Source organism: Paenibacillus sp. N3/727, from assembly GCF_022637315.1.
Taxonomy (GTDB): Bacteria; Bacillota; Bacilli; order Paenibacillales; family Paenibacillaceae; genus Paenibacillus_AQ; species Paenibacillus_AQ uliginis.
Genome location: NZ_CP093336.1, coordinates 2322021 through 2342987 on the forward strand (window position 1 = coordinate 2322021; position 20967 = coordinate 2342987).

The window sequence follows — 20967 nt, forward strand, 5'->3', positions numbered from 1 at the left end:
GATAAGGGCGCCACCCGCTGGAAACATGGGGGTGCCCTTTCTTCTAAGCATTAGACACAGACTACGGAGGTTACCATGAATAAAGCGCTGAGAAACCCTCTGATTTACATCCTGTTTGTTCTGCCGGCATTCATACTGTTCTTAGCTTTTTTTATTTACCCCATCTACACAGCGATTGATAACAGTTTTACGAGTTGGAATGGGATATCCAAGGATGTTAAGTATATCGGTTTTGATAATTATACCAAAGCTTTTGAAGACATTTCATTTTGGAAATCGGTTAAAAACAATCTGTATTTTATTTTGTTTTCATGCTTTATCCAAGTTCCAGTTATTATTTTCTTTTCACTGCTTATCGCCAATGTTAAAAAGCTGAAGGGGCTATACAAAACAGCAGTTTTTGCTCCATCCATCATGTCCACCGCCGTAATCGGCATTCTGTGGGGGTTCATTTACAATCCGGATTTTGGCTTAATGAATGAAATTTTGGGATTGTTTGGTGTAGAACCGATCTACTGGCTGTCCGAGAAGAAATGGGCTATGATCTCGATTTTGATAACTAACGCCTGGCAGTGGACCGGATTTTATATCGTTATGGTGCTTGCCGCGATTATTTCCATACCTAAAGAATTGGATGAGGCTGCTGCGATCGATGGTGCAACCGGATTTCAGCGGGCCCGTAAAATTACGCTTCCGCTCATCATGCCGATTATTTCCGTTGTCATCATGCTCTCGATCGCAGGGGCTATGAAAGCGGCGGATATCGTGCTCGTCATGACCAAAGGCGGTCCTGCGGGTTCTACAGATGTCATGGCAACTTATATGATCCGTTATGCGATTACGAGCTTCCAGCATGGCTTCGGTAATACCATTGCCGTATTGATCTTTATATTTACCATTCTCGTAACCGTCGCTTACCAACTTCTGATAGCAAGACGAAATGAAAGGATTGAATACTGATGAGACCAGTCAAAAAATTGATCCCGCACATTTTTCTAATGGCTTACATGCTCGTCATATTATATCCTTTTCTGTTCGTTCTTTTTTCTTCAGTTAAAACAGATAATCAGGCGATCGCTTCAAATCCGTTCGGATTACCAGAAACATTCATGCTAGACAACTATGTGAATGCATGGGTGAACGCCAAAATAAGCACCTATTTCTTAAACAGCTTGTATATTGGAATACTGTCTGCTTGTTTATCGATTCTGTTTGCAGCAATGCTGGCCTTTGCAGTCACGCGAATGAGATATAACCGCATCAGCGCTATTATTTTTCAGCTCATTCTGATTGGTATGCTCATTCCAAATAATTCACTGCTGCTACCAATTTATGGCATAATGAAAAAATTGGATATTCTGAACACCCATATGGCACTCATTCTGCCTTATATCGCCAATGCCATACCATTCTCTGTCATTATTCTCGCGGCATTCATGCGTTCCATTCCGGGAGAAATTGAAGAAGCAGCTGTGATTGATGGATTGAGGTCAGGAGGTTTGTTTGCTAAAATTATATTACCTCTAACTGTTCCGGCCATCGTTACGGTGTTCATTATTAACTTCCTCGGCAATTGGAACGAGTTCCTATTAGCCAACTACTTTATATCCAACGATGAACTGAGAACATTGCCTGTCGGTATGGTCGGATTCCGGGATGCTTATAACACGAACTACGCGCAGATGTCTGCTGGAATTGTGTTCAGTGTCATGCCGGTCCTGATCATTTATGCTATCCTTCAAGAGAAAATTATTGAGGGCGTTACCGCCGGCAGCGTAAAGGGATAACTTATGATGAAATAGGAGCTTGTGTATGAACCTGAGGAACAAGTTATTCACGGCTTTTTTGGGACTAATAATCATTCCTTTGCTTGTACTGGGTTTGTTCACTTTCTTCGTAACTTATAATTCTATCGAGAAAAAATACAGTCAACAGGCAGAGTATTCCTTAAAGGCAATCAGTTACAGCATACTGAATGTATTTGATGAGATGGAAAACGTGACCGATACGGGGATCGTATCTTCGGTATTTACAACAGCATTAAAAGCTGACGATCCCGCTTCTCAGGACTTTATTACCAATGCAGAGCAGTTGAATCTGAATGCGAGTCAGCGGAATTTCCGTAACATGTTATATAATCACCCGGCGATCAGTTATGCATTTTTGTACAATATGAACAAAAGATCGAGCCATGTTCCGATCTTCACCAAGGAGGACTTTGGTGCGATGCCGTTCATTGATTTCCAAAAAAGCCACTTCTATGAGGAAGTGGTTAAACTGAACGGCGTCCCCAAGTGGATCGCACCGCATGAATACCCGGAGTTAACCGGAGAAGAATCTGTATTTACGCAAATCCGTCTTGTGAAAAACATGGAAACGTTTCGCAAAGAGGGAATTCTCGTTGTTCAGATTAAGCGGCTTGAATTTGAACGGATTTTTCGGAATTTAACGCTGCCGAACAATATTCAGGATACGTCATTTTTACTTGTCAATGATGAAGGGTTGATTCTGTTTGATCCGAAGGAACACAGCGACGGGCAAAATATGAACGCTTTCATGGATAGAGGGATCGATTACGGTTCAGAGTATCAGAGCTTTAAATCCAAGTTTGACGGCGAAGAGAGCGTCATTTCGATTCATAAGCTGGAAGGTTATCCTTGGAGTCTGGTTTCTGTAACGAACTGGGCCTCCCTCTCTCAGGAGGTTACCTCATTCGCCAAGTGGTTTATCGTCATTCTCGGTCTCTGCCTTGTTACCGCAGTTGCGTTCAATAAATTTTTCATGAACCGTATTACCGGCACAATTGCGATTATTGTTCGCTTTATGCGGCGTGTGGAAGACGGAGATTTAAGCGCCAGAGTAGAAGAGAAGGGGGAGGACGAGCTGCTTCTCTTGTCCAGGGGCTTTAATGATCTTATGGATCGGATCAACCGGCTGTTCGATCAGATTCGCGATGAACAGCGCTTGAAGACGGAGGCGCATATGCGGGTACTGCAGGCTCAGATTAAGCCGCACTTCCTATTTAATACACTGGAGTCCATTAATGTCCTTGCTGTCCAGAATGAGGGTCGCAAAGTCAGTGAGATGGTATGCCGTCTAGCCAGTATTTTACGGATCAGCATTCAGGACAGGGAAGAAATTACACTTGAAGAAGAGATCAAGCATCTGAAAAGCTACTTGGAGATTCAGAAGTTCCGTTTCGAAGACGTGTTCGACTACGAAATTGAGATTCCAAAAGAATTGTTATCCTGTCGTATCATGAAGCTGACACTTCAGCCGCTGGTAGAGAACAGCATTCAGCACGGTTTTGAAGGTATTGATTACAGAGGCATGATCGTTATCAAGGCATGGAGTGAGCGCGGCAATCTGATTGTACATGTAGAGGATAACGGGCTTGGTATGACTCCCAAGCAACTCTCATTGTTTGAATATATGGTGCCGGAAGAGAAGGAGTCACCGCAATCAGGAGAGGGAAATTTAAAACTTAATCAGGAGCGGCGCGGACTTGGGTTGCGGAGTGTTGCCGATCGGATTCGAATCCAGTATGGAGACGTCTACGGATTGTTTATATGCTCAAGCCAGCCTGGAGGTACGGTTATACATTGTGTCATACCCAATTACGGTGGGGGGGAAGGACAGCATGCTTAAAGTTCTGCTGGTGGATGATGAAGCACCTATTCTAAACAATCTCAACAAGGTCATACCCTGGAAGGACATAGGTATGGAAGTAATCGGATTGGCCCGAAGCGGTATGGAGGCTATGGCGCTTGCTGAAGAGAATGATCCGGATCTGGTTTTATGTGATATCCGTATGCCGGTGATGGATGGACTAACGTTTATTACGAAATTAAGAGAAAATGGAAGCGACGCTGAAATTTTTTTGTTGACTGGCTATCAGGAGTTTGAGTATGCCCGGGAGGCGATTAAACTCCGTGTGAAAGATTACATCAGCAAGCCGATACATTATTTTGAGTTAGAGGATCGGATCCGGGAGATCGGTGAAGAAATCCGCAAAAAGAGAGTAAAAGAGAAATATTTCAGTACAGTTTCTCTTATCGACAGCGAACCGAATCCCGATTCGGTAAAAAAGGCTCCGGAACAGCTGATGACAGCCGCCTTGGATTATATTAACACCCAATTGGGTGCGGATTTGGGCATTGAAGAATTATCGGACTACCTTGGAATCAGCTCCAGTTATTTTTGTCTGTTGTTCAAAAACCATGTGGGTATTACTTTTGTCGAGTACCTCACCAAACAGCGCATGGAAGCAGCCAAGTTCCTTCTCACCAACAGTGACAAAAATATTGCTCAGATCGGAGCATTTGTCGGGTATCATGAGCGTCGTTATTTTACTAAAGTGTTCCAAAAAGCGACGGGGATGACACCTTCAGAGTTCCGGGAGGTATGCGGCGGTTCCTCGGTGTTGTAAGATGTGTATAGCAAGATCTGCTAAATAATTTAGAAGGTAGGTTTGTATGATATGGACTGGAAAGTATCGGGTTTAACCCTGGAACAAAAGATTGGACAGATGTTTATTTGTGGTTTTGATGCACTCACACCTAATGACCACGCAAAAAAGCTGATTCAAGATTATCATGTAGGCGGGATCGTGTACTTCCGAAGAAACGTACAAAAGTTATCCCAGCTTTCGGAGCTTTCCTCATCACTTCAGGATTTAGCAGCATCCAGTGGTGGGCCTCCACTTATCGTGGCGATTGATCAGGAAGGCGGTATGGTAGCGAGGATAGATCATGAAGGTATTAGCCGGATTCCTGGAAATATGGCACTGGGAGCTACAGGAAGTAAGGAATATACCTACCAGGTTGGAAAAATAGGTGCCAAGGAGCTTCGTGCATTGGGGATCAACATGAACTTTGCTCCGTGTCTTGATGTGAACAACAATCCAATGAACCCTGTTATCGGAGTCCGTTCATTTGGAGAAGATCCTCAGGCCGTAGCTGTTCACGGAGTGGCTGCTATTAAGGGCTATCAGGAAGAAGGAGTCTCAGCAACGGCAAAGCATTTTCCAGGTCATGGGGATACGAGTGTAGATTCCCACTTGGGGTTGGCCTCCGTTCCTCATGAGCGTGCACGGCTGGATCAGGTGGAGCTGTATCCGTTCAAGAAAGCGATAGAAGATGAGGTTGACGCTATTATGACTGCACATGTCAGCTTCCCGGCTATTGAACCGGACGACGGAATCCCGGCAACTCTGTCTCATGCGGTGCTTACTGGTTTGCTTCGGGAAGAGATGCGTTTTCAAGGTCTGATCATTACGGACTGTCTGGAAATGCATGCGATTGCAAAAGAATTTGGCATACCCGAGGGGGCTATCCGCTCTATAGAGGCTGGAGCGGATTGCGTATTGGTCAGTCACACGTTGAAGGATCAGGAAGCCGCTATCCGGGCTGTAGCGGATGCGGTGCGCAGCGGACGGATTTCAGAGGATCGAATTGATGCGTCTGTTGAACGTATATTGACCCTTAAGGCGAGAAACGCTCATACGGTGCGTAACCTGCCGGCCGTAGATTTTGCCTCATTAAGCCAAGAAGCTAAAGGGCTGTTGTCCGAAATCGCAGGTAAAGGGATTACGCTGGTCCGTGATCATGATCAGCTGCCATTAAATCAAGATGAGTCCGTGCTGGTATATTGGCCGGAGCTGCTTCGTGCCACCCAGGTGGATGAAGCTTGGAGCCGTTCCTTCACACTAGGTGACGCACTTAACGGCCGTAGCGGACGGATTGAGGAAATTCGTATCGGAACAGATTTGTCGGATGAAGAAGTTGACGCAGCAGTTCAGGAGGCAGGACGCTTTAAGCAGGTAGTCGTCGCGACCTACACATCAGAGAGTAGGCTTCCCGAAGGACAGCGGAAACTGGTGGAGAAGCTGCTGCAGCTGGATGGGGTAAAACTGATTGTGGCTTCAACCCGTAATCCTTATGATTTGAATGACCTCCCTAATATACCAACCTACTTGTGCTGTTATGAAAATACACCATATTATATGGATGCTTTAGCCGGGGTTTTATATGGGGAAGTGAAGCCGGAAGGCCGTCTTCCAGTCAGTCTTAGTGACAAGTATCTATCCGGTTCGAAGGCATAATATATTTTTTTATTTTTCATACGTTTTCAGAGGTCGGGAGTCCTGCTCAGGCAGGAGAAATACCGGCCTCTTCTTTTTTGCCAGAAAAATAGCAACTTTTGTCGGGACTTGGCGTCTAATAGTATGTCTGTTTAGAAAGAGAGATTCAGAATAACATAGGAGTAAGGAGCAGAGCATGAACTTTAAGAGAATGTCTATCATCACTGTACTCGCAGTGGCACAAGTGTCAACGGTTGTACCTGTGAGTGCTCAGTCTTCTGCTGACATCGTACCCGGTCAAGTTATGGTTCAATCCGAGGCTGCGAACAGCGGAAATGTAGAACAGCAGCAATCTCAAGAATTGTTACAGCAAAGAGCTTTAGCCTCGGAACCTGTAACGAGCCCATCGTTGACGCCAGATAACTCAGTACCCTTAGAAGAATCGTCACCTGAGAAGAGCACCGATACCGATCTTAACGATCCGGATTCTGTTCAATCAAACGGTGATGAAAGCGGGAAGATTGACGATACCCAATCTCCATCAGAATCTATACCGGATGACGAATCAGTAACTGAAGAAGCAGAGAAGAATGAAGAAGATCAAGTGGGAACACAAGACGATCAGTCCCCGAATACGGAAGATAAATCAAAATCTGTAAATTCTTCCGTTAATGAGCTTATATTGCTCATGAACAGTGCCGATATGTACCACAACGGCAAGCATTATAAGGCAGCTCAACCGATGGCTGTGAAAAATGGTGTATCGTACATTTCCATCCGTGCGATGGTTGAACGTGTTGGTCTGAAGCTTTCATATAATAATACCACCAAAGAAACCATCATTATGAAAGACGGAAATGAACTACGTTTTAAAACGAATAGCAGCACTTATAAAGTTAACGGCGAGTCCCGGACGATGAAGGGCCCTTCTTATCAGTACAACAATACGTTTATGGTTCCTCTCACTTCCATCACACAGGCTCTTGGTATTCCATATAAAGTAAACCAGCCTGAGAAGAAAGTCATATTAGATTTGTCCGGCATCAACGGCAATGACAATGGAAGCGGTTCTGGAGGCGGATCTGTAGATCCTAAACCGCCGATTAATAATGAGCCAGGCCTTATTTTGATGATGAACAGTGACAAAATGTATCATAATGGAAAGCTGTATATAGCGGGACAGCCGATGGCTGTGAAGAGCGGTGTATCCTATGTAGCGATTCGTTCCTTGGTTGAGCGCATTGGCCTAAGGCTTACCTATGACAGCAAAACCAAAGAAACGGTCATTATTCGCGGATCCTATGAACTGCGGTTTAAGACAGACAGTAAGTACTATACAGTGAACGGTGTTAAGACCAGCATGAAAGGTGCTGCTTATCAGACCAATAACGTGTTTATGGTTCCGCTGACGTCCATTACACAAGCACTTGATATTCCTTACAAAGTGGATCAAGCTAACAAGCGCATCATTCTTAACTTGGGCACCAAGCCGGTTGCTACGTTTACTGTAGAGAACGATGAGATTTTTGCTGGAAAGACAAAGGTTAAATACAAGACGAATGCTTACTCCCCTAACGGGCTTCAGATCGTTAACGAGAAGTGGGAAGGCCGAGAGGACATATTTGCTGAGCCAGGTACGAGAACAATAACTTATTACGTACAGGATTCAAGCGGAGAATGGAGTGATCCGTATTCGGTGACCATTAAGGTGTTGGCCCCGAACGAACCGCCGGTAGCGATGTTCACTACGGATAAGGAAGAATATAAAATGGGTGAAAAAATCACCTATATTGATCAAAGTACAGACGATGAGAATGCGATTGTGAAGTGGGACTGGGACAATAATGCTTTAGCATTTTTTTCACCGGGACCAGCAACAATCGGATTAACGGTAACAGACAAGCATGGTGCGACGAGCTATTATGAGAAAACGATCATCATTAATGGTGAAACCTTTTACACCCGGGATGAATTCAATCAATTGTTCACCGAGATTGGTGAGAAATATATTTTTAACGGCGCAAATGTACCTTCCATGGATCTAGTTCCGTATACAAGAACTTCTGAGCCAAGAATGCTTATCCGCAGCAACAGCCCGGAGAGGGTTTATACAGAAGGCGTTGTATACCGGGAGACTGGTGTCGGGGCCACACGATTTATGATTCATCACCTGAATGAAACCGGTAAAAATGTAAAAATGTATGTCGTAGCCACAAACATCAATGACACACGAGCATCATTGACAACAGAAAACGTCGGTTTCGGTGGTCCGATTAACATTCCGACGGCTACTGGTAAAGCGTCCGTTCAGAGATATTTCGAATCAATGCAGAGCGGTAAAGATTATCAGACGATTACACTCCAGCCTGGTGAAAGTAAAGTTATATTGAAAGAGTTAAGTGCTCAATCAATGAAAAATGATCAGGTTATATCTATGTTCGCCGATCTTTATACCGATTCACCGATTCGATATAATATTGTCATGATCGAAGAAAACAAAGATCCGATTCAAAAACTGCCTTTCTTGAAGTTGCATCCGAGTGATGGAATCCACAACCGTGGCACGTATCCGGATTCAACTCGTTTGATTGAATCAAACGAGCTAGTTGGCAATACACCTGCACGTATATCGATTGCAGATAAAGTGAATGATCCGAATCTGACCGGATACGATGGCATTACCGGATATGAAACGTCCAATGCAGGTAATTTCGGCGTCGTTTACCGCATCAAAATGAACCGTGTAGCGCCGAATACTTTGATCTCATTTAATCCGCGCGGAGGAAAGTATATGGGCGTGATTATGGTCAATGGCAATATTATAGGTGCGCCAAGTTCTGGCGCCGCATCCGCTCCTAACGAAGCTAGTGTTTTATTTCGTACAGGCCAATATGAGCAGTCGGTAGAGATCTTGTTTACAGCTGCCCCAGGCAGCAGCTTGCCGATTAGTCTTCTGTTCACGCCGTTGCCGGAACTGAAATCGAATTAAGCAGATCCTGCGTTAATGAATAGTGTCCCCCGGGTTTCCGCAGAAGCGGAGGCAAACGGGGGCTATTTATTTTAAGGGATAAGAAAGTGCTCCATGTGATCGGTTTTGGGTACGATGCTGTGCCTGATTCGTTTGACGAGGCGGATTTTTTCATGCATTATTAGAAGAAGATAGTTTATGACATTTACGTTATACAGGAGGCTAACTGCGTATGCTGACGACGGAACAGATCATAGACGGTATGTCCGAGAACGGGCTGCGCATCACCGATCAGCGCAAAACGCTTGCCAAATTGTTTGGAGAGCATCCCGGGTATTTAACGGCCAAGGATGTGTATGAATATATGGGCAAAAAATACAGCGGCCTCAGCTTTGATACGGTGTACCGCAATCTTAGAGTGTTGTATGAACTCGGTGTCCTGGAGCAGGTTGTGTTTGAAGAAGGAATCAAATTTAGAGCACGCTGCAGTGAGGATCACCATCATCATCACGTGATTTGCCTGCAGTGTCAGAAGACCTACCCGATCAAATTCTGCCCTATGCAGGTGACAGATGGGCCGAAGGACTTTCAGGTGGTGCAGCACAAATTTGAAGTATTCGGATACTGTAAAGACTGTGTAAATGACAATACGATAACGAAAAAGCGTCCCTTAACACAAAGCCATGCATCATGCGGTGGCGGGAAGCCGGAATCCACATTATGAGTAAGTTGACGGCCAGACGCGTAGTTCAGGTGCCGATTCATATATACCGCAAATGTATTTCGCCTTTGAAACCGGCTACATGCCGATTCTATCCTACTTGCTCTGCCTACGCTCTGGAAGCCCTCGAAGTGCATGGAGCACTGAAGGGATCATGGCTCGCTGCAAAGCGGATTGCCCGGTGTCATCCATTTAATCTAGGCGGAATTGATCTGGTTCCCCCTCGAAAAGGTTCTCCGAAGGATATGGAAGTCCAGGAGTGATTACAGGCAGCCTTGACACTCTACGGGTTCGTTGATTATATTGAAGTTATATAAAGTATTTCCGAGGAAGAGATAAGTACGAAAGGCATGCCTTGTACAGAGAGCCGGGGTAGCTGCAAACCGGTCTGGGCGTATTTCGGAATATGGTCTTGGAGGAACCGCTTTTGAGCGATCCAGTATTCTCTGGCGTAAAGGAGCGGCGTGATCCAGCGTTAATGGACGGTCGTTCTTTCTTTAGAGATGACCGGTGAGCCTGGAATCCGTAAGGGTACAGGGAAATTGGGTGGTAACACGTGAGAACAACTCTCGTCCCATAGGGGCGGGGGTTTTTTGTTGTATTTTCACGTTCCAAAATCGATCACTAATCAGTGAAAAGGATGGTATGAATCATGACTGAAAAGAAGACGTTTTACATTACAACCCCAATCTATTATCCAAGCGACAAGCTCCATATCGGTCACGCTTACACGACCGTAGCTGGCGATGCTTTGGCTCGCTACAAACGGTTACGTGGATATGATGTCCGCTATCTGACTGGTACAGATGAGCACGGTCAGAAGATCGAGCGCAAAGCGGCGGAAGCCGGAAAGACGCCGCAGCAATTCGTTGATGACATTGTTGCGGGAATTAAGGATTTATGGAAGAAGCTCGACATCTCGAACGAGGATTTTATCCGCACAACGGAAAAGCGCCATACGCAGGTTGTCCAGGATGTGTTCGAACGTCTTCTGGAGCAGGGTGATATTTATAAAGGCGATTATGAGGGATGGTACTGTACACCTTGTGAGTCGTTCTTCCTGGAGCGTCAGCTGGTGAACGGTAACTGCCCGGACTGCGGCAGACCGGTCGAGCTGGTTAAAGAAGAAAGCTATTTCTTCCGGATGAGCAAGTACGTAGACCGTCTACTTCAGTTCTATGATGAGAATCCGGATTTCATTCAGCCGCTCTCCCGTAAGAACGAAATGATCAACAACTTCATCAAGCCGGGCCTCGAGGATCTGGCCGTATCACGTACTACCTATGAGTGGGGAGTTAAGGTGAAGAGCGATCCGAAACATGTGATTTATGTATGGATCGATGCGCTTTTGAATTATATTACCGCGCTAGGATACGGAACTGAGAACAGTTCGTTGTGTGACAAATACTGGCCTGCTGACGTACATTTGATGAGCAAAGAAATCGTCCGGTTCCATACGATCTACTGGCCGATTATTCTGATGGCTCTGGATGTGCCGCTTCCGAAAAAGGTGTTCGCACACGGCTGGCTTCTCATGAAAGATGGAAAAATGTCGAAGTCTAAAGGCAATGTTGTCGATCCGGTCACCATGATTGACCGATATGGGCTTGATGCGCTTCGCTACTACTTGCTGCGCGAAGTTCCATTTGGTGCGGACGGCACTTTTACACCGGAAAGCTTCGTGGAACGCGTTAATTCCGATCTGGCCAACGATCTCGGCAATCTGCTGAATCGTACTGTGGCGATGGTTGATAAATACTTTGACGGAGAAGTACCTGCTTTCAAAGCAGGTGTAACCGCATTTGATGCTGCTATCGAAGAAGCAGCGAAGGCTGTCTATGACAAGGTGGAGGAGTCCATGGAAAACCTGGAATTCTCGGTAGCACTGACAGCGATCGGACAATTCGTGAGCCGCAGCAACAAGTATATTGATGAAACACAGCCGTGGGGACTTGCTAAAGATGACAGCAAACGCGAAGAGCTTGCTTCTGTCATGAGCCACTTGGTCGAGTCTCTCCGGGTTGCTTCGATCATGCTGCAGCCGTTCCTTACCCGCACGCCGCTTAAAATTTGGCAACAGCTTGGAATACAGGAAGGTGAACTGACCACTTGGGAGAGCGGACGTCAGTTGGGAAGTATTCCTGTTGGAACGAAGCTTGTAAAAGGAGAGCCGATCTTCCCACGTCTGGATGTTGAACAGGAGGTTGCTTATATCGTTGAGGCGATGACTGGAGGTGCCAAGGCTTCCGAAGAGGCAGTGAAATCTGAAGTCTCCGTTGATCTGGATGAAGAGATTGAGTATAAAGAAGAGATTGGAATCGAGGATTTTGCAAAGGTCGAACTTCGCGTAGCTCAGGTTCTCTCAGCCGAGCCGGTAAAAAAAGCAGACAAGCTGCTTAAACTCCAGCTCGATCTCGGCTATGAACAACGGCAGGTCGTCTCCGGCATTGCGAAGTTTTATAAACCGGAAGATCTTGTCGGCCGCAAAGTTATCTGTGTAACGAACCTGAAGCCGGTCAAACTTAGAGGAGAGCTTTCTCAGGGAATGATTTTGGCTGCTTCCAAAGGCAGTGAGCTTACGCTGGCAACGGTACCAGACAGCATGCCAAACGGAGCAATCGTAAAATAAAAAAGCTTCATGAATGCTTACTTTCATAACGGTATACCCTGTTAAAGGGTATGCCGTTTTTGTTCTCTTTTAATCTAGCATCCTTATTCTTAATAGTAATTTTTACGATTAGGTTGACAAGATCTTTAATATACTCTTATAATCTTGTTAGTAATTATTACGATTTAATAGCAGATCGGAGTGCATTAAGAGATGAACAATAGAAGAACAATAGGTTACGGAGCACTAATGCTGGCATTTTTGCTGGTTATTTCAGGCTGCGGAAGTAAATCGGGCGGAATCGTTGAGGATAAAATCAATGTGATGACAACGATTTATCCGATTTATGAATTTACGAAAGAGATTGGTGGAGATGAAGTCAATGTCATCAATCTGCTTCCTGCTGGCGTAGAGCCGCATGACTGGACTCCAAAGAGTCAGGATATCGTTAACACCTCAAAGGCACAGTTGTTTCTGTACAATGGCGCAGGTCTTGAAGGATGGGCTCCAGCCTTTCTGAAGGGGCTGGATAAAAACACGAAGGTGAAGCCGGTGGAGGTTAGCAAGGGAGTTAAGCTGATTTCTTCCGAAGGCGATGATGGTCATGGTCATGGAGATGAGGGAGAAGCTGAAGAGCAGCATGATCACCATGTAGATCCACATACATGGGTCAGTCCGAAGTCTGCTTTAATTATGGCTGAGAATATCCGCAACAGCCTTGTAGAGATCGACCCGGATCATGCTGATAGATATGAGCAACGATACGCTGCACTGAAACAAAAGCTGGAGAAGTTGGATGAATCGTTCTCGTCACAACTGTCCGGTTTGCCTAAACAAGAGATCGTTGTCTCCCATCAGGCGTTTGGCTATTTGGCGAGAGATTACAACCTTGAGCAGTACGCCATCATGGGGTTGTCGCCGGATGCTGAGCCCAGAGCACAAGATCTGGTTAAGTTGACAAAGACGGTTAAAGAGAAAGGTATTCGTTACATTTTCTTTGAAGAGTTAGTTTCTGATAAACTGGCCAAAACCTTGGCTTCCGAGACAGGTGTAGAGACGCTTGTACTTAACCCCGTTGAAGGTTTAACCAAAGAGCAGGAGCAAAAGGGAGATAACTACTTTACGCTGATGGAGAAAAATTTGCAAAATCTTACTAAGGCTTTACAATGAATAAGGATGGACTCAAGAAATTTACTAGAAAGGCGGCCAAGGTATGATACCGGCTTCTCAGGATTGCCACCAATCGATTATACAACTGAAAGATATATCATTCTCTTACCGTGAACAGCAGGTTATTAAAGACCTTGATTTTGCCGTCAAAGAACGTGATTTTGTCGGTATAGTAGGCTCCAACGGAGCCGGTAAAACAACACTACTGCGGATGATTGTCGGCCTTCTGCCTGCCGCCCAGGGCAGCATCGAGCTATTCGGACAGCCGATACGTAAATTCCGTGACTGGGAGCGTATTGGATATGTGCCTCAGAAGAATGCGTTTAACCCTTTATTTCCGGCTACCGTGCGGGAAGTTATTATGTCGGGATTATACAACAGAAAAAATATGTTCCGCCGGGTGAGCCGTCAGCAGCAGCAAAAGTGCGACGATGCGCTTGAGGTTATGCGAATTCAAGACATAGCGGATAAGCGCATAGGCCAGCTGTCAGGTGGGCAGCAGCAGCGTGTATTTCTCGCAAGAGCTCTGATTAACCGTCCTGATCTGCTTATTTTGGATGAGCCCACCATTGGCATTGATGCTGAAACTCAGGCAAGCTTTTTTGAACTGATCACACATATGCATGCTCATCACAACATGACCTTTTTAATGGTCACGCATGATATGGATATGGTTAAGGATTATTTGGGAGCTTCTCCGGTCCAGCAAAACGGTAAAATACAGTTTTTCGTTCGGCATTCACACGAAATTGAGGATTGTGCAGAGCAGGATTTGCAGCACACACTCGTGTAATGAATCTATGTAGAGCACGCAAAGGAGTCGTTATCATTGCTTGATATTATACAAAGTGATTTTTTCCAGCGGGCACTCCTAGGCGGCATTTTGATCGGTTTAACAGCACCGCTTATCGGTATCTTTCTGGTGCTGCGGAGATTGTCCATGATTGGAGATACGCTGTCTCACGTTACAATAGCGGGAGTAGCACTTGGTTTTCTGATCGAGGTATATCCGCTGGCAGCCGGACTTGTGTTTGCTGTAGTGGCTTCATTTGCCATCGAGAAGCTCCGAAAGGCATACAAAAGCTACGCCGAGCTGTCCATCGCGATTATAATGTCTGGAGGTATTGCGCTGGCATCACTCTTTTTCACATTAGGAATGGGCTATAATACAGACGTAATGAGTTATCTATTCGGTAGCATATATACACTCAATACGACGGATCTTTTTATGGTCGGTGGTGTAACGTTAGTTGTGGTCGTGGTCGTCGGACTGTTGTTTAAGGAGTTTTTCCTGCTTAGCTTTGAGGAAGATGCAGCAAGCGTGAGCGGTCTTCCCGTCAAAATGATGAACATGCTAATCACGGTACTTACAGCGTTAGTTGTAAGTACAGCAATCAAAATAGTAGGTGCTCTGCTCGTTTCTGCGCTTCTGACCATTCCGGTTGCCATCAGTCTTCTGCTTGCGAAGAGCTTTCGATCTTCTATTGTGCTGTCAGTCATCATATCGGAGATTGCGGTCATTATGGGGCTTATATTAGCTGGGGTGTTCAATTTGGCACCGGGGGCAACCATTGTTTTGTTGCTAATCGCTTTGCTTACCGTTACACTAGTCGGTAAAAAAGGTTTAGCAACATAAGGGGGATAATGTAATGGATGATATTAATATCTGGATCGCGTTCGCGGCAGGTTTTGCTTCTTTCATATCACCGTGCTGTCTGCCTCTATACCCGTCCTACTTGTCTATTATTACGGGAATGTCAGTTAATGAGCTAAAAACGGAACAGAACCGGAAGGAAGTCCGTAGGCGCACACTAACTCATACGCTTGCGTTCATCCTTGGGTTCTCTGCCGTTTATTATACGCTCGGCTGGGGTGCCGGCAAATTCGGAGAAATATTTGTAGAGTACCAGGATCTGATCCGGCAACTTTCAGCACTTCTTATTATTTTGATGGGTCTAATGCTGTTAGGTATTTTTCAGCCGAAATTTCTGATGAGGGACCGGAAGTTTGATTTCAAATCCAAACCGACCGGATACATAGGTACATTTTTATTTGGAATCGGGTTCGCAGCAGGGTGGTCGCCCTGTGTAGGTCCGATTCTGATGGCCATTATTGCGATGGCTGCAACGGATCCAAGCACATGGTTCCCACTGATTACTTCATATTCTCTAGGCTTTGCTGTACCATTTTTCATTCTTGCATCCTTTATAGGGTCGACCAAGTGGATTCTTAAATACTCGGGAACCATAATGAAAGTCGGCGGTGTGCTGATGATTTTGATGGGTATTCTGCTGTTTACAAACCAAATGTTCAGAATTACGATCTGGCTGCAGTCACTGACACCAGAATGGTTAAGATTTTAAGTAAAGTAATCCATCTTAGCCATTGGAAAATGTTCAAAAATCCGCTCTGTGATAAATTCGCGCAGGGCGGTTTGTTGTTCATTGGGATATACATACTTATATTGACCCCAGCGCCCCCATTTCTGCTTTCGTTTCGCGATATCCATTTCAAGACACCCACAACTAACGTTCTTTTAGCAATGGCAGATTTGTAATCCGGTTATAAGAGGTGGTCGTTCGGTATTCAATGCCCCCACGTTGTCACAAAGTCCATAATTTGTTTGCCTTTTGGATATTCTATTGCTCCGGGTTCAAAATAAACAAGAATGTATATTGTGCTCACACAAAGCGGCTTCAACCCGTGCCAATAATGAGCAGGGTTTTGGACCAGGACTTGCCAAGAGCTCTCTGAAACATGTATCATTACATGTGCAGGTAAAAAGGAAATTAGAGTCACGTAATTTTTAGAAAAGAGGGAAAAAGATGCCGACACCTAGCATGGAGGATTATTTGGAGCGCATCTACAAGCTGATTGACGAGAAGGGATATGCGCGCGTTTCGGATATTGCCGAAGGCTTGGAGGTTCACCCCTCATCCGTCACGAAAATGATTCAGAAGCTTGATAAAGATGAATATTTAATTTACGAAAAATATCGTGGTCTTGTACTGACGAGCAAAGGCAAGAAGATGGGTAAACGGTTAATGGCCCGCCATCAACTGCTCGAAGAGTTCCTTGGCCTGATTGGTGTTCAGGAAGAGAACATTTATAGGGATGTTGAAGGGATCGAGCATCATTTAAGCTGGGATTCCATCACTCGTATTGAAACGCTAGTTGAATTTTTCAAACGTGACGAGAATCGTCTCCAGAAGTTGCGTGACATTCACAACGAGCTAGTCAGCGAATCGTAACAGGGCATCTGTCCACTGGTGACAGATGCTTTTTTTTACTTTACCTGCAAATCTATCATTGCTGGAGGATTTATGGAATGAAATTTCGAAGATGGTTGTTGGTGCTGTTATTGTCGTTATTATGTCTCCCGTCGGTCGTTCCTGCTGCGCAGGCAAAGAGTCCGGGCATCAGCATCTTTCTGGATGGACAAAAGCTAGACAGCGATATTTCTCCATACATATTGCCCAAGGTGAACGTCACCATGGTTCCGACCCGCGTGATCAGCGAAGGATTAGGTGCCTCGGTTAACTGGGATCAGAAATCTAAAACGGTAACTGTAAGTAAAGACGGATTACAACTTGTTATGACCTCGGGACGAACTACCGCTCTCGTTAACGGCTCATCCGTTTCGCTGGATGCTTCCGTGCAGATCAAAAACAGTAGAGTGATGGTGCCGATCCGATTTATAAGCGAAAATTTAGGATTGACGGTGAAATGGAATCAAGCGGCTCAGCAAATATCATTAACCAGTACACAGGTAACTCCTCCGGTGGATCCCGGTATTCCTGTGCCAGATAATGAGAAAATACGAGGCGTTTGGATATCAACGGTATTTAACCTAGACTGGCCTTCAACCAAAAATAATATTCTGAAGCAGCAGAACGAATATACGGCGCTTTTGGACACACTTCAGGATACGGGTATAAATGCGGTGTTCGTTCAGGTTCGACCAGCGGGTGATGCGTTGTATCCCTCCGAGATTGTTCCTTGGTCGAAAGTGTTGACAGGTACGCAAGGAGTTGATCCCGGGTATGATCCTTTAGCATTTATGGTAGAGGAAACACATCGCAGGGGAATGGAGTTTCACGCCTGGTTTAATCCTTTTAGGGCTAACTCAGAAACATCAACGGCTGGATTGGCTCCAAACCACGTCGCGCTGACGCATCCTGAATGGATGATTAAAGTGAACAACCAGTTGATGATTAATCCGGGTATACCTGAAGCCCGCCAGCATATCATTGATACGATTATGGAAGTCGTAAATGGGTACGAAATTGATGGAATTCATTTAGACGATTATTTCTATCCTTCCAACGCAACGATTAATGATGCAGCAACGTACAAAACTTACAATGACGGTTCCTACACAGACATTGGAGACTGGCGCCGTGGCAACATTAATACGTTTGTACAGACTCTTGGAGATAGCATTAACCGTGTCAAGCCTTCCGTTGAGTTCGGTATCAGTCCATTTGGGGTGTGGCGAAACAAATCGGCTGACCCAACAGGATCGGATACGTCGGCCGGAGTGACAGCTTATGACAGCATGTATGCAGATTTACGCACCTGGATTCGTAACGGGTGGATTGATTACATTGCTCCACAAATTTACTGGAGTATGAATTTTACGGCCGCCGATTACGATAAGCTGGTAGATTGGTGGGTAAACGAAGTTAAGGGCACAGATGTAGATCTGCTGATCGGACATGCCGCATATAAAGTGGGAGATCTGAAGCAGGAGAAGAGCTGGCACACTGCTTCTGAAATTATTGCCCAATTACAGTACAACGAACAGTTCAACGAAATAGACGGAAGTATCTTTTTCAGAGCAAAGAACCTTATAAGCAATCCGCTCGGACTTCTTGATCAATTGAAATTATATTATCAATCATAACGTGCAAGTCCTATAGGAATGAATAATCCCCCGCTCACATACATAGTCAATAGACCATGTGAGCGGGGGATTTGCTTATGCATATCAATGCCGTATTTGAGGGCGGTGGAGTTAAAGGGATTTCGTTGGCGGGAGCTGTAAAAGCAGCTGAACTTGCTGGATTCCATTTTAGCAGAGTTGCTGGAACATCTTCAGGCTCTATTGTTGCTGCAGTTTTGGCGGCAGGGTACACAGCAGATGAAATGAAGAAAATTATTGAAGCAACACCTTTTCAATCATTACTGAAGCGAGCACCTTTCTTTAACACCCGAATCATAGGTCCTGCACTTAGGGTACTCATCAAAAAAGGGTTGTACTCGGGTGAAGCTCTGGAAAACTGGATTCGACGAATATTGCTGGATAAAGGAATATTTACGTTTTCTGATATTCCTGCCGGGAAGCTGTACATTGTAGCCTCGGATATTACTAATGGTAAACTTATGGTGCTTCCGGATGATTTGCGTCATTACGGAATTAACCCGTCAACCTTTCCGGTAGCCAAGGCTGTCCGCATGAGCTGTAGCATTCCTTATTTTTTTGATCCTGTCATCTTACGGTTGATTGGAGCACCTGCTCGAGGGAAATCTTTCAGCGAGCAATTCGTTTATGTGGTAGATGGCGGCTTGCTGAGTAATTTTCCGCTTTGGCTGTTTGACCGTCAGTCCAAAGGAGGACCGGAACCTCTACCGGTTGTCGGGTTTCAAATGGTTGGTAAGAACCGAAATGATCCCCATCACATTGACGGGCCTGTCAGCATGCTGACAGCCATGTTTGAAACGATGCTCTCTGCACATGATGAACGTTATATCGAGCAGCAAAATCGGGATCGTACCATCAAAATTCCTACGCTTGGTATTAGCACAACTCATTTCAATCTTTCAACAGCAGAAAGCATGAAGTTGTATGAATCAGGTTTAAAGGCTGGGAAGGAATTTTTCTCCTCGTGGAGACCAGTCAATAAGATATAAAAAACCGTCCGGCTATGCGCGATTAACGCTGCCGGACGGTTTTTGTTCTAATGATATTTGGGTGCGTCATCGGGCGGATCATTCTTTCCTTTCTGACCGTCAATGACCTGAAATGGATACTGTTTCCGCTTCGGTGAAGGGCCGCTACTCTTCCGTGATGTGTTACTTCTGGCTGCCATTTTGGCAGCAGTCTTCTTGGAAGGTTTGATCTTGGGCCGTTGAGTCTTACTGAAACGAGATGGTGGAAACTTATAGAGTATATACACAACTCCTACTACAATCAAAGGAATAAAAAACGCAGGTGTAAACAAATTCAACACAATTCCGAGTGCAGCAAGTGCAATCATGATCCAAAAAATAATGAATTGGATATTCAGCCTTTTCATGGATTACTCATCCTTTCGCGGGATCCAGAACACTTCCTGCCATCGGCTGCTGAACTGTGACTTTTTCATATTGGGCATCCAGCTCACGCATCCGGTTAAAGGAGGCAATGGACACTTCCACTTGATCGTCTGCCGGTTCTTTTGTTGTCAACAGTTGAAGCCAGAGTCCGGGATATCCAAGGAAACGGAGAACTGGAACTTCTCTGAGGGAATTTGTGAGTTTCAAAAATTCAAAGGACACTCCAAGCACAAGGGGCAGAAGAGCAATCCGCTGGATGATGCGTTCTGTCATCGTATCCCAAGGCACTACAGAATAAACGACAACGCCCAGCACGATGGTCATCATCATAAAGCTGCTACCACAACGGTAATGAAGCCGGGTGTGCTTTTGAACATTTTTAACGGTCAGTTCTTCTCCAGCTTCAAATGCCGTAATCACTTTATGCTCCGCACCATGATACTGGAACAACCGCTTGATGACGGGAGTAAGCGATATACCCCATAGATAGGCGAGAAGGAGTATGAGTTTAATGACGCCTTCAACCAGATTATGAAGTACATAATGATCAAATGAGTCACCGAACAAAAAATCTTCTACAAATACAGGAACAAGCGTAAACAAGAGTTTACCAACAATAAAGGAAAGTACGCTGACGGCTGCGACACCGATAATCATGCTGAGACTCCAGCCTGATTCTTCCTTTTCTTTTTGCTGTGCACGTTCTTCTGGTTCCAGAGTGTCATCGGCATAAGCATCGGCAGAGAAATTGAGATGTTTGGAGCCCTTGATGCTCGAATCTATAAGACTGATGATGCCTCGAAGAAGCGGAACTTTTCGGAGCTTGCGAATCCAAGTCTTGTCTTCACGAGGCACCTCAAGAAACTTGATCTCGTTGTTTTTTCTCCGAACAGCCGTGACGTTTACATGTTTGCCGCCGAACATTACACCCTCGATGACGGCTTGACCACCGTAGCTAACCGGAGCTGACTTTTGGGACAACCATTTCACCTTCCTGTCTGATATTAAGAACTTTAATACCATTGTAGCGAATTTTTGAAGTAATTTCTAGTTGGATTAGGCTTACAAGAACGGAGCATAATAATTATGTAAAAAAGAAG

General features: G+C 45.1%; 18 protein-coding genes and 1 pseudogene. 16 read left to right on the forward strand and 3 right to left on the reverse strand.

Annotated features, from left to right (window positions below):
* Positions 1–75: 75 nt before the first annotated feature.
* The 13 genes from MNQ98_RS10265 to MNQ98_RS10325 all read left to right on the forward strand — a co-directional run bounded on the left by MNQ98_RS10265 (position 76) and on the right by MNQ98_RS10325 (position 15912).
* Positions 76–960, forward strand: coding sequence for a carbohydrate ABC transporter permease (locus MNQ98_RS10265; RefSeq protein ID WP_208914668.1), 885 nt, complete (start codon positions 76–78; stop codon positions 958–960).
* The gene (locus MNQ98_RS10270) at positions 960–1787 is read left to right on the forward strand and encodes a carbohydrate ABC transporter permease (protein ID WP_241933081.1); all 828 of its coding nucleotides are present in this window, start codon (positions 960–962) and stop codon (positions 1785–1787) included. Before MNQ98_RS10265 ends, MNQ98_RS10270 begins: the two co-directional genes overlap by 1 nt.
* 25 nt (positions 1788–1812) lie before the next feature.
* Positions 1813–3648 (forward strand): cache domain-containing sensor histidine kinase, encoded by a 1836-nt coding sequence (locus MNQ98_RS10275; RefSeq protein ID WP_241933082.1) that lies wholly within the window; start codon positions 1813–1815, stop codon positions 3646–3648.
* A complete protein-coding gene (locus tag MNQ98_RS10280; protein WP_208914665.1) occupies positions 3641–4429 on the forward strand; it encodes a response regulator transcription factor in 789 nt (262 codons plus the stop codon). Before MNQ98_RS10275 ends, MNQ98_RS10280 begins: the two co-directional genes overlap by 8 nt.
* Before the next feature lie 51 nt (positions 4430–4480).
* Entirely contained in the window at positions 4481–6103 is a 1623-nt protein-coding gene (gene nagZ, locus MNQ98_RS10285) for a beta-N-acetylhexosaminidase (protein ID WP_241933083.1), read from the forward strand.
* Between the two features lie 175 nt (positions 6104–6278).
* A complete protein-coding gene (locus MNQ98_RS10290; RefSeq protein ID WP_241933084.1) occupies positions 6279–9071 on the forward strand; it encodes a stalk domain-containing protein in 2793 nt (930 codons plus the stop codon).
* Positions 9072–9282: 211 nt separating this feature from the next.
* A complete protein-coding gene (locus MNQ98_RS10295) occupies positions 9283–9774 on the forward strand; it encodes a Fur family transcriptional regulator (RefSeq protein WP_241933085.1) in 492 nt (163 codons plus the stop codon).
* Positions 9771–10034, forward strand: a complete 264-nt coding sequence (yidD, locus tag MNQ98_RS10300) for a membrane protein insertion efficiency factor YidD (RefSeq protein WP_241933086.1) — start codon at positions 9771–9773, stop codon at positions 10032–10034. Before MNQ98_RS10295 ends, yidD begins: the two co-directional genes overlap by 4 nt.
* A 389-nt stretch (positions 10035–10423) precedes the next feature.
* Positions 10424–12400, forward strand: a complete 1977-nt coding sequence (metG, locus tag MNQ98_RS10305; protein ID WP_241933087.1) for a methionine--tRNA ligase — start codon at positions 10424–10426, stop codon at positions 12398–12400.
* A gap of 192 nt (positions 12401–12592) precedes the next feature.
* Positions 12593–13549 carry a metal ABC transporter substrate-binding protein gene (locus MNQ98_RS10310; protein ID WP_241933088.1) on the forward strand — a complete coding sequence of 319 codons (957 nt, stop codon included), beginning with the start codon at positions 12593–12595 and terminating at the stop codon, positions 13547–13549.
* Between the two features lie 43 nt (positions 13550–13592).
* The gene (locus MNQ98_RS10315) at positions 13593–14342 is read left to right on the forward strand and encodes a metal ABC transporter ATP-binding protein (protein WP_241933089.1); all 750 of its coding nucleotides are present in this window, start codon (positions 13593–13595) and stop codon (positions 14340–14342) included.
* 36 nt (positions 14343–14378) lie between these two features.
* A complete protein-coding gene (locus MNQ98_RS10320; protein WP_241933090.1) occupies positions 14379–15185 on the forward strand; it encodes a metal ABC transporter permease in 807 nt (268 codons plus the stop codon).
* Between the two features lie 13 nt (positions 15186–15198).
* Complete coding sequence (locus MNQ98_RS10325) at positions 15199–15912, forward strand: cytochrome c biogenesis CcdA family protein (protein ID WP_241933091.1); 714 nt, start codon at positions 15199–15201, stop codon at positions 15910–15912.
* Here the strand turns inward: MNQ98_RS10325 and MNQ98_RS10330 are convergent.
* Positions 15909–16064 (reverse strand): annotated as a pseudogene (locus MNQ98_RS10330) (spore photoproduct lyase family protein); the annotation flags it as partial. The gene MNQ98_RS10325 and the pseudogene MNQ98_RS10330 overlap by 4 nt on opposite strands.
* Positions 16065–16374: 310 nt before the next feature.
* Here MNQ98_RS10330 and mntR point away from each other — a divergent pair.
* The 3 genes from mntR to MNQ98_RS10345 all read left to right on the forward strand — a co-directional run bounded on the left by mntR (position 16375) and on the right by MNQ98_RS10345 (position 19462).
* Entirely contained in the window at positions 16375–16800 is a 426-nt protein-coding gene (mntR, locus tag MNQ98_RS10335; protein ID WP_208914656.1) for a transcriptional regulator MntR, read from the forward strand.
* A 77-nt stretch (positions 16801–16877) separates the two neighbouring features.
* Positions 16878–18455, forward strand: coding sequence for a family 10 glycosylhydrolase (locus tag MNQ98_RS10340; protein WP_241933092.1), 1578 nt, complete (start codon positions 16878–16880; stop codon positions 18453–18455).
* 77 nt (positions 18456–18532) lie between these two features.
* The gene (locus MNQ98_RS10345; RefSeq protein WP_241933093.1) at positions 18533–19462 is read left to right on the forward strand and encodes a patatin-like phospholipase family protein; all 930 of its coding nucleotides are present in this window, start codon (positions 18533–18535) and stop codon (positions 19460–19462) included.
* Positions 19463–19509: 47 nt separating this feature from the next.
* Here MNQ98_RS10345 and MNQ98_RS10350 read toward each other — a convergent pair whose 3' ends face one another.
* A complete protein-coding gene (locus tag MNQ98_RS10350; protein ID WP_241933094.1) occupies positions 19510–19848 on the reverse strand; it encodes a 6TM ABC transporter family protein in 339 nt (112 codons plus the stop codon).
* A 7-nt stretch (positions 19849–19855) separates the two neighbouring features.
* On the reverse strand, positions 19856–20848 hold the full coding sequence (locus MNQ98_RS10355) for a DUF1385 domain-containing protein (RefSeq protein WP_241933095.1): 993 nt from the start codon (positions 20846–20848) through the stop codon (positions 19856–19858).
* Between the last annotated feature and the right edge of the window lie 119 nt (positions 20849–20967).